The organism is Actinomadura bangladeshensis, assembly GCF_004348335.1.
Lineage (GTDB): Bacteria > Actinomycetota > Actinomycetes > Streptosporangiales > Streptosporangiaceae > Spirillospora > Spirillospora bangladeshensis.
The window spans coordinates 1-9,292 of the sequence record NZ_SMJW01000293.1 but is presented as its reverse complement, the minus strand read 5'-3'; the positions used below and the strand labels follow the sequence as shown (position 1 = coordinate 9,292).

Below are 9,292 nucleotides of genomic sequence, written 5' to 3'. Positions count from 1 at the left end.
CCGGATGATCTGCTGCAGCCGGCGCCCCTCGTCCTGGGTCAACCGCCGTGCTCTGACTGGCTCTGCCACCAGCCCGCCCCTCTCTCGATAACGACCTGTCGTCATCGAGGGTGGAGCCGATCAACCTCCCCGTCCCAGCCCCTGGCCGGCGTGTCACCCAACCCGGTGGACGTTTGTGGTCACCGCACTAGCGAGCGTCCCTACCCGGCCTCCTCCGCCACCTGCTTGGCCCACCGGTAGTCGGCCTTGCCCGCCGGCGAGCGCTTCATCTCCGCGACGAACGCGTAGACGCGCGGCACCTTGTAGCCCGACAGCTCGCGCCGGCAGTGCGCGTCCAGGTCCTCCGAGGACGGCGCGTCACCGGACGCCTGGATCACCGCGGCCACGCGGTTCCCCCAGCGCTCGTCCGGAATGCCCGTCACGACCGCGTCGTACACGCCCGGATGCCCCTTGAGGACGGCCTCGACCTCCTCCGGGAACACCTTCTCGCCGCCGGTGTTGATCGCCTGCGAGCCGCGCCCGTACACGGCGATCGAGCCGTCCTCCTCGACGGTGGCGATGTCGCCGGTGAGCAGCCAGCGCTTGCCGTCCACCACCGGGAACGTCTTCGCCGTCTTCTCCGGGTCGTTGTAGTAGCCCTGCGCGATGTGCCCCGTGCGGGCGACCTGGCCGATGACGCCCGACCCGGGCTTGACGGGCTGGAGCGCGTCGTCCAGGACGGTGACGTTCTCCACGTCCGGCGCGAACCGCAGGCCCTTCTCCGGGGTGGAGCCGGCGACCGCCTCGGCCGTCGAGCCCGACTCGGTCGACCCGAACCGGTCCAGGATCAGCACGTTCGGCAGCAGCTTCTGGATGCGGTCGCGGACCGTCCCGGTGAAGATCGCGCCCGTCGACACGTAGGCGAACAGCGAGGAGGTGTCGTAGTCGCCGCGCGCCAGCTCCTCCGCCATCGGGATCGCCATCGCGTCCCCGGTGATCGTCAGCGAGTTGACCTTCTCCCGCTCGATCGTCCGCCACACGTCGGCGGCGTCGAACTTGCGGGTGTAGACGAGCGTCGCGCCCATGAACCAGGCGATGAACGTGGCCACCTGCGCGGCCCCGTGCATCAGCGGCGCGACCGGCATCATGATCAGCGGCCCGCTGTTGCGGGCGTGCTCCACGATGTCCTCCGGCTTGGACGGGCGCGGCACCGTCGGGTTCCAGAACGCGAAGATGATCTGCTCGGCCGACCACATGACGCCCTTCGGCATCCCGGTCGTCCCGCCCGTGTAGATGATGTACAGGTCGTCGCCGGAGCGCGCCGGGAAGTCGCGCGCGCCGTCGGCGTCCCGCAGCGCCTCGTCGTAGGCGACCGCGCCCGGGATGGACGGCGCGCCGCCCACCGCGATCAGGTGCTTCAGCTCCGGCACCTCCGGGACGGTCGCGGCGACCCGGTCCTCGAACTCCACGTCGTACAGCAGCGCGACGCTGTCGGAGTCCCGGTAGACGTAGAGCAGCTCGTTCTCCACGTACCGGTAGTTGACGTTGATCGGCACGGCCCGGATCTTCATCGTCGCCAGCAGCGCCGCCGCGTACTCCACCCCGTTGTAGAGCTGGACGGCGACGTGCTGGCCGGGGCGGACGCCCGCGTCCCGCAGATGGTGGGCGAGGCGGTTCGCGTGCTCGTCGAGCTCGGCGTAGGTGAACCGCTGGTCGCCGCAGATCAGGGCGACCCGGTCCCCGATCGCATCCGCGAGTCCCTCGAACAGGTCAGCGTGGTTGTACTCCATCGGACGCCCTCCGAAGGGGATCTTCGCGCCTTTTACGGGGTCTGGGGTCGCCCCCAGAGACAGGGGTTGGGAGATCAGGGTTTGTCGCTGCCGACGATCCACATCGCGAAGAACTGGGCGCCGCCGCCGTAGGCGTGGCCGAGCGCGCGGCGCGCACCGTCCACCTGGTGGTCACCGGCCAGCCCGCGCACCTGCAGCGCGGCCTCCGCGAACCGGATCATGCCGGACGCGCCGATCGGGTTGGACGACAGCACGCCGCCGGAGGGGTTCCACGGGATGTCGCCGTCGAACGCCGTCGCCCCGGCCTCGGTGAGCTTCCAGCCCTCGTTGTCGCCGCAGAACCCGAGGTTCTCCAGCCACATCGGCTCGTACCAGGAGAACGGGACGTACACCTCGGCGCAGTCGAGTTCGCTGCGCGGGTCGGTGATGCCGGCCTGCCGGTACACGTCCGCCGCCGCGTCCTTGCCGCCCTGCGGGCTGACGGTGTCGCGGCCCGCGAACTGCATCGGCTCCGACCGCATCGACGTGCCGTGCACCCACGCGGGCGGGTTCGGGGCCTTCTTGGCCGCGTCCTCCGAGGCCAGCACCATCGCGCACGCGCCGTCCGAGGACGGGCACGTCTCCAGGTACCGGATCGGCTCCCACAGCATCGGCGTCGACTCGACCATCTCGCGGGAGATGCCGGGGATCTTCAGGTGCGCGTACGGGTTCCGCAGCGCGTTCTGCCGGTCCTTGACCGCGACGAGCGTGCCGATGTGGTCGGGGGCGCCGGACCGGGCCATGTAGGCGCGGATGTGCGGCGCGAAGTAGCCGCCGGCCCCGACGACCAGGGACGTCGTGAACGGCCCGTTCACCGTCAGCGCCCACGTCGCGTTCGACTCCGACTGCTTCTCCCACGCGATCGTGAGGACCCGCTCGTGCACGCCGGACTGGATCAGGTTCGCCGCGACGATCGCCGTGGACCCGCCGACCGAGCCGGCCGTGTGCACCCGCAGCAGCGGCTTGCCGGTGGCGCCGATCGCGTCCGCCAGGAAGAGCTCCGGCATCACGACGCCCTCGAACAGGTCGGGCGCCTTGCCGACCACGACGGCGTCGATGTCCTTCCAGGTCAGCCCGGCGTCGTCGAGGGCGCGGCGGGCGGCCTCGCGGAGCAGGCCGGCCATCGACACGTCCAGCCGCTTGGTCTTGTACTGGGTCTGCCCGACGCCGATGACCGCGCAGGATTTAGCCATTGTTCTCTCCCGACAGCACGCAGACGAGGTTCTGCTGGAGGCAGGGGCCGGACGCGGCGTGCCCGAGCGCCCGGGACGCCGTCCCGTCGTGGATGCGGGACGCGGCCTCGCCGATCCGGATGAGGCCCGCCGCCATCACCGGGTTCGCCGACAGCGCCCCGCCGGACGGGTTGACCGTGACGCCGTCGTCCAGGCCGAGCGCCTCGCGCAGGATCAGCTCCTCATGGCTGAACTGGGCGTGCAGCTCCGCGACCTCGATCCCGGCCGCGCCCGCCTTCTCCCCCGCGAGGCGGGCGGCCTCGGACCGGGTCAGGTCGCGGACGCCGAGCGCGTGCGGCTCGGTGCGGTGGTCGATGCCAGTGATCCACGCGGGCCGCTCGCACAGCTCCCGCGCCTTGTCGCCGGCCGCGAGCACGATCGCGGCGGCGCCGTCGGTGACGGGCGCGACGTCGTAGGGGCGCAGCGGCGCCACGTCGTAGTCGTCCCCTTCGGGGTCGGGCAGGTGCAGCGCGAACGGGTTGTCGCGGCCGGACGCCCGGGACCGCGCCGCGACCGCGCGCAGGTCGTCCTCCTTCACACCCGACCTGTCCATGTAGGCGCGGGCCTGCATGGCGGCCATCGACACCTGGTCGACGCCGAGCGGCGCCAGCGTGTAGGGGTCGAGCTGCTGGTTCATGATCGCGCGGAGGTCGCCCTGGGACGACTTGCCGAACCCGTACACCAGCGCGGTGTCGATGTGGCCGAGCTGGAGCTTCACCCACGCCTCGTACAGCGCCCACGCGCCGTCCATCTCGACGTGGCTCTCGGAGATCGGCGGCCACGCGCCCAGGGTGTCCAGCGCGGACACGAACGCGAACGGCGCACCCTGGAGGTAGTCGCACGAGCCCGAGCAGGTGAAGCCGAACCGGGACAGCCCGGTCCGCTCCTTGATCTCGGTGATCACCGGCAGGACCATCTCGGTCTCGGCGATCCCCTGGTCCTCGGCGCTGTGATGACTCTGTGCGAACGCGACGACTGCGACATCACGCATTACATGAAGTCCTTGATCTCTTCGAAGGGGACGTCGGGCTCGTCGATGGGCTCGAACCACTTGATGTTGGACATCGAGTGGGTCCACTCATCGCGGGGCCGCCACGCCGCCTTCACCCGCATGCCCATCCGCACCTGGTCGGCCGGGACGCCCGCGACGAGCGTCAGCATCGTCAGGCCGGCGCCGTCCAGCAGGACGTAACCGGACACGAACGGCACCTCGGGCGCGCGCGGGTCGGGGATGTTGTTCACCGCGAAGGTGGTGACGGTGCCGGTGTCGGGCAGCTCCACCTCCTCGGACGTGGGCACGCCGTCGCGGGGGCAGAACCCCTTCATCGGCACGATGACCTTCTCGCACACCGGGCAGCGGTGCCCGATGATCCGCCCCTCGGAGACCCCCTCCAGGAACCGGCCGAGCGCCCGGCCGCCCTTCAGCCGGTACTCCAGGCTCGCCTTCGGGTTGATCATGGTGACCTCGGGCAGGAAGCACGCGATGTCGCCGATCGTCCCGGTGCGCTCCGCGCGGTACTTCGGCCGCACCCGCATCCCGGTCTTGAGGAACTTCGGCGGCTTCGCGCCCGCCTCGAAGACGCCGAGGTCGAGGGCGTGCAGCAGCGCGGTGTCGGCGCCGTCCGGACGGACCAGCGCCCACGCGAACGGCCGGTCGAACGGGTGCTCCTTCGCCGGGTTCGGCACCCACGACCAGGTCGTGACCGTGCCGGCCGGGCCGACCTCGACGAACTCGTCCGTCACGTCCTCGCCGGTGTCGGGGTCGCACTCCTGCGGCGGGACGATCACCCGGCCGCCCGCCGTCCGGACGCCGACCAGCCGGCCGTCGCGCAGCTCGCTCAGGAAGCGCCCGACCACCGGGCCGACCGAGCGGGTGTAGCCGCCGGGGAACTCGACGACGTGGTTCGGGTTCTCGGCCGGCGCCGTGTTAGATGGCACTGTCGCGGTCCTTCCAGTACGGGTCCCGCAGCTTGCGCTTGAGGAGCTTGCCGTTGGGCTCGCGCGGCATCGTCTCGATGAAGTCGACGGTCTTCGGCCACTTCATCTTCGCCAGCCGCCCCTCCAGCGACGCGAGGATCTCGGCCGCGAGCTCCTCGCCGGGCTCGACGCCCTCGGCGGGCTCGACGACGGCCTTGATCTGCTCGCCCCACTCCTCGTCCGGGATGCCGAACACGGCGACGTCCCCGACCTTCGGGTGCAGGATGATCTCGTTCTCGATCTCGGCCGGGTAGATGTTCGCGCCGCCCGAGATGATCATGTCGGCCTTGCGGTCGGACAGGAACAGGAAGCCGTCCTCGGTGAGGTAGCCGATGTCCCCGACGGTGAAGAAGTCCTTGAGGCGGTTCTTCTCCGTCTTCTCCTTGTCGCCCTTGTACTCGAACTCGACGCCGGCCATCTTCATGTAGATCGTGCCGTGCGTGCCCGCCGGGACGGGCTCGCCGTCGTCGTCCACGATGAGCAGCTCGCTGATCGGCCAGGCGTTGCCGACCGTGCCGGGGTGGGCGCGCCAGTCGGCCGGGCTCGCGATCGTCCCGCCGCCCTCGGTCGCCGCGTAGTACTCCCAGATGCAGTCGCCCCACCATTCGAGCATCTGCTGCTTGATCGGCACCGGGCACGGCGCCGCCGCGTGGATCGCCCACTTCATGCTCGACACGTCGTACCGGGACCGGACGTCCTCGGGCAGGGACAGCAGCCGCTTGAAGTGCGTCGGCACCATGTGGGTATTGCTCACACGGTGTTCCTGGATCACTCTGAGGGTGTCCTCGGCGTCCCACTTGTCCATGTAGACGAGCGTGTGGCCCATCTGCAGGGCGGTGCCGCCGAACTGGGTGACGGCCGTGTGGTAGTTCGGCGAGGTGATCAGATGGGCCTGGTGCTCGCCCCCGGCCGGGATGCCCGGCGGGATGCCGAACAGGCCGAGCAGGAACGTCATCAGCTCGGCGCTGTCGTCGGGGTCGATGCCCATCAGCGCCCGCTTGACGCCCTTCGGCCGTCCCGTGGTGCCGGACGTGTAGTGCATCGTGGCGCCGTTGCTGCGGTCGTCCGGCAGCGTGTCGGGCTGCCCCTCGACCAGCTCCTCGTAGGGGCGGAAGCCCTCGACGTCCCCGAACGCGAACCGCCGGTGCGCCTCGATCTCCTCACCGGCGCGCACGCCCTCCCGCGCGTACCGCTCGTGGACGAAGAACGCCTTGGCCTCGCTGTCGGAGACGATGTACCCGATCTCCGGCCCGGTCAGGTGCCAGTTGATCGGCGTGTAGTACCAGCCGGCCTGGAGCGCGGCCAGGTACAGCACGAGGCCGTCGGCACCGTTCGGGACGAGGCCGCAGATGCCGTCGCCCTTCTCCAGCCCCAGCGCGCGCAGCCCGTGCACGAGCCGGTTCGCACGGGCCAGCAGGTCGCCCGCGGCGTGCTTCGTCCCGTCCGGGTCGACGCACGCGACCCAGTCGGGATCGGCCTGCGCCAACCGCCAAAAGCCCAATGACCCCATCGGAACTCCCCTAAGTGATCACGGTGAGCACCGTCACACGGCGGCACTCGGCGATGAAAGTAGATCACGTTCTCGTTTTGGAGTTCAACCCCTACCGGTAGGGCAGCGGCTTAACTAGAATCTGTTCTCGTTTGACATCCGAGCTGGAGGAACCATGGCGGAACGGCTGCCGATCAGCACCGAGCACTGCATCGTCGAGCGGGACGGCCACGTCGTCATCGTCACGATGAACCGGCCGGAGGCGCGCAACGCGCTCAGCACCGCGATGCTGGTCGGTCTCGCCGACGCCTGGGCCTACATCTCGGACACGCCCGAGGTCCGCGTCGGCATCCTCACCGGAGCCGACGGGACGTTCTGCGCCGGGGCCGACCTGAAGGCGATGAGCCAACCGCCCTCCGACCCGCGCGTGCAGGAGCGGGCCGCGCAGATCACCGACTACCACTGGAAGGGCCTGCTGCGCGACGGCCGCCCCACCAAGCCGCTCATCTGCGCCATCGAGGGCTACGCCGTCGCCGGCGGCACCGAGCTGCTCACCGGCACCGACCTGCGCGTCGTCGCCGAGGGCGCCACCCTCGGGCTGTTCGAGGCCAAGCGCGGCCTGTTCCCGATGGGCGGCAGCGCCGTCCGCCTGCCCCGCCAGATCGGCTACGCCGCCGCGCTCGACATCCTGCTCACCGCCCGCGAGGTGACCCCGCGGGAGGCCCTCGCGATGGGGCTGATCAACAAGGTCGTCCCGGACGGGCAGGCGCTCGCCGCGGCCCGCGAGATGGCCGACCGGATCGCCGCGTGCGCGCCGCTGTCGGTCCAGGCGATCCTGCGCGCCGTCCGCGAGACCGAGCACCTCCCCGAGGAGGAGGCCCTCAAGATCTCCGACGAGATCGGCTGGCCGGTCTTCGCCTCCGAGGACGCCAAGGAGGGCTCGCGCGCCTTCAAGGAGAAGCGCCCCGCCGTCTACCAGGGCAAGTAGGCGAAACCGCCCGCGCGGCACCGGCACCCGGTGCCGCGCGGTTCGGGCATTAACGGGCGTCCGTAAATCCGTCCGGGTTTGCCGGATTCCTGACGTGGCACCGCTTGTGGCGAAGCGAGTCACGGAAGGACTGAGCAGGCCATGGCCTTGCAGATACGACGCAGACGGCCGGAGACCACGGAGCAGGCGCCGCGGCGGCTGTGGCCGCGGCGGAGCGCCACCGACGACACCGGGAAGACCGTGGTGGTCGAGCGCAAGCCCGCGCGGTGGCGGCGCAGCAGGCCGAACCCGGTCAGCGCGATGATCATGGCGGCGGGCTGGGCGGCCGCCGCGATCCTGGCCCTCGGGATGCTGCTGACCTGGGGCGAGGCGAACCCGGGCAACTCCCTGGTGGACGCGACGCTCGACGCGGGCCGCTGGCTCGCAACGCCGTTCCGGGACGCCTTCACGCGCACCGACCCCGAAGAGCAGCTCTACATCAACTGGACGATCGCCGCGGTCGTCTACTACGTCCTCGCCCGCGCCCTCTCCTGGATGACCCGGTTCTGAGCGCGGCGAGGCCCCGGCGGCGCCTGAGGGGAGGGCGCCGGCGGGGCCTCTTACCGGGGGGCCGTCAGGCCTCGGTGATGGTGTTGAGCCGTTCGAGGGCCTCGACGTACTCCTCGATCAGGTCGTAGACGACCTGGGCGGCCGGCTTGACCTGGTTCATCGAGCCGACGATCTGGCCGACCGGGAAGGTGACCAGCTCGCCGTCGCCGGAGCGCTGGATGCGGGGCAGGGCGTCCGCGATCAGCATGAACTGCAGCGGCATCGGCAGGTAGCCGGGGGACTTCTCGCTCTCCCACGCCTCCGTCCACGCGGTCTTGAGGAACCGTGCGGGCTTGCCCGTCCAGGCACGCGACCGGACGGTGTCGCGCGAGGTGGCGTTGAGCAGCTTCGGCAGCGCCCGCTCGGGCGTGTCGGCCTCGTCGACGGTGAGCCAGATGGACCCCGTCCAGACGCCGTCCGCGCCGAGCGCCATGCCCGCCGCCATCTGCCGTCCGCGCCCGATGCCGCCCGCCGCGAGCACGACGGTGTCCTCGCCGACGGCGTCCACGACCTCGGGGATCAGCACCATCGTGGACACGTCGCCCGTGTGGCCGCCGGCCTCGGTGCCCTGCGCCACGATGATGTCCACGCCCACGTCGACCTGCTTGCGCGCGTGCCGCGCGTTGGACGCGAGCCCCGCGACCTTGACGCCGTGCTCGTGGGCCTGCTCGACGACGTCCGCCGGGGGCGGGCCGAGCGCGTTGGCCAGCAGCGCGATCGGGTGCTTCAACGCGACCTCGACCTGCGGCCGGGCGGTCTGGTCCGTCCAGCCGAGCAGCGCCTTCGTCGCCGTGTCGGTGGACGGCTCGACGCCGTGCTCGGCGAGCAGCTCCTCCAGGAATTTCCGGTTCTCGGCCGGGATCATCCCCTGCAGCTTGCCGAGCATCTCCTCGGCGTCGCCGAGGTCGGCGCCCTCGTACTTGGCGGGCATGACCACGTCCACGCCGTAGGGCTTGCCGCCGACATGCTCGTCGATCCACTTGAGCTCGAGCTCGAGCTCCTCGGGGGTGAAGTGCAGGGCGCCGAGGACGCCCATGCCGCCGGCGCGGCTCACCGCCACGACCACGTCGCGGCAGTGACTGAACGCAAAGATCGGGTACTCGATGCCGAATAGTTCGGTGACTCGTGTCCGCACGTCCTCGACCCTAAGCGCGCATCCGCAAAACTGCAACAGGTTCTACTTACAAATCTCACCCCCGCCCCACAACCA

General features: G+C 70.7%; 8 protein-coding genes. 2 read left to right on the top strand and 6 right to left on the bottom strand.

Annotated features, from left to right (window positions below; translation table 11 throughout):
- Positions 1–200: 200 nt before the first annotated feature.
- The 5 genes from E1284_RS35035 to E1284_RS35015 all read right to left on the bottom strand — a co-directional run bounded on the left by E1284_RS35035 (position 201) and on the right by E1284_RS35015 (position 6,527).
- Entirely contained in the window at positions 201–1,769 is a 1,569-nt protein-coding gene (locus E1284_RS35035; RefSeq protein ID WP_131944456.1) for an acyl-CoA synthetase, read from the bottom strand.
- A 74-nt stretch (positions 1,770–1,843) separates the two neighbouring features.
- Entirely contained in the window at positions 1,844–3,001 is a 1,158-nt protein-coding gene (locus E1284_RS35030) for a thiolase domain-containing protein (protein ID WP_131944455.1), read from the bottom strand.
- Positions 2,994–4,031: a thiolase domain-containing protein gene (locus E1284_RS35025; protein ID WP_131944454.1), complete on the bottom strand. Its 1,038-nt coding sequence runs from the start codon at positions 4,029–4,031 to the stop codon at positions 2,994–2,996. Before E1284_RS35025 ends, E1284_RS35030 begins: the two co-directional genes overlap by 8 nt.
- On the bottom strand, positions 4,031–4,978 hold the full coding sequence (locus E1284_RS35020) for a Zn-ribbon domain-containing OB-fold protein (RefSeq protein WP_131944453.1): 948 nt from the start codon (positions 4,976–4,978) through the stop codon (positions 4,031–4,033). The genes E1284_RS35025 and E1284_RS35020 overlap by 1 nt, the downstream gene beginning before the upstream one ends.
- Positions 4,968–6,527, bottom strand: a complete 1,560-nt coding sequence (locus E1284_RS35015; protein ID WP_131944452.1) for an acyl-CoA synthetase — start codon at positions 6,525–6,527, stop codon at positions 4,968–4,970. Before E1284_RS35015 ends, E1284_RS35020 begins: the two co-directional genes overlap by 11 nt.
- A gap of 154 nt (positions 6,528–6,681) precedes the next feature.
- Here E1284_RS35015 and E1284_RS35010 point away from each other — a divergent pair, with 154 nt between their 5' ends.
- Positions 6,682–7,494, top strand: coding sequence for a crotonase/enoyl-CoA hydratase family protein (locus tag E1284_RS35010; RefSeq protein ID WP_131944451.1), 813 nt, complete (start codon positions 6,682–6,684; stop codon positions 7,492–7,494).
- Positions 7,495–7,635: 141 nt separating this feature from the next.
- Positions 7,636–8,043 carry a hypothetical protein gene (locus E1284_RS35005; protein ID WP_131944450.1) on the top strand — a complete coding sequence of 136 codons (408 nt, stop codon included), beginning with the start codon at positions 7,636–7,638 and terminating at the stop codon, positions 8,041–8,043.
- 64 nt (positions 8,044–8,107) lie between these two features.
- On the opposite strand, the gene E1284_RS35000 is transcribed toward E1284_RS35005, so the two are convergent.
- Positions 8,108–9,217, bottom strand: a complete 1,110-nt coding sequence (locus E1284_RS35000; protein WP_131944449.1) for an NAD(P)H-dependent flavin oxidoreductase — start codon at positions 9,215–9,217, stop codon at positions 8,108–8,110.
- Between the last annotated feature and the right edge of the window lie 75 nt (positions 9,218–9,292).

Bases quoted from the DNA above. Each gene is read 5' to 3' on its own strand.
- E1284_RS35035 (WP_131944456.1), bottom strand. From the start codon at position 1,769: ATGGAGTACAACCACGCTGACCTGTTCGAGGGACTCGCGGATGCGATC.
- E1284_RS35030 (WP_131944455.1), bottom strand. From the start codon at position 3,001: ATGGCTAAATCCTGCGCGGTCATCGGCGTCGGGCAGACCCAGTACAAG.
- E1284_RS35025 (WP_131944454.1), bottom strand. From the start codon at position 4,031: ATGCGTGATGTCGCAGTCGTCGCGTTCGCACAGAGTCATCACAGCGCC.
- E1284_RS35015 (WP_131944452.1), bottom strand. From the start codon at position 6,527: ATGGGGTCATTGGGCTTTTGGCGGTTGGCGCAGGCCGATCCCGACTGG.
- E1284_RS35010 (WP_131944451.1), top strand. From the start codon at position 6,682: ATGGCGGAACGGCTGCCGATCAGCACCGAGCACTGCATCGTCGAGCGG.
- E1284_RS35005 (WP_131944450.1), top strand. From the start codon at position 7,636: ATGGCCTTGCAGATACGACGCAGACGGCCGGAGACCACGGAGCAGGCG.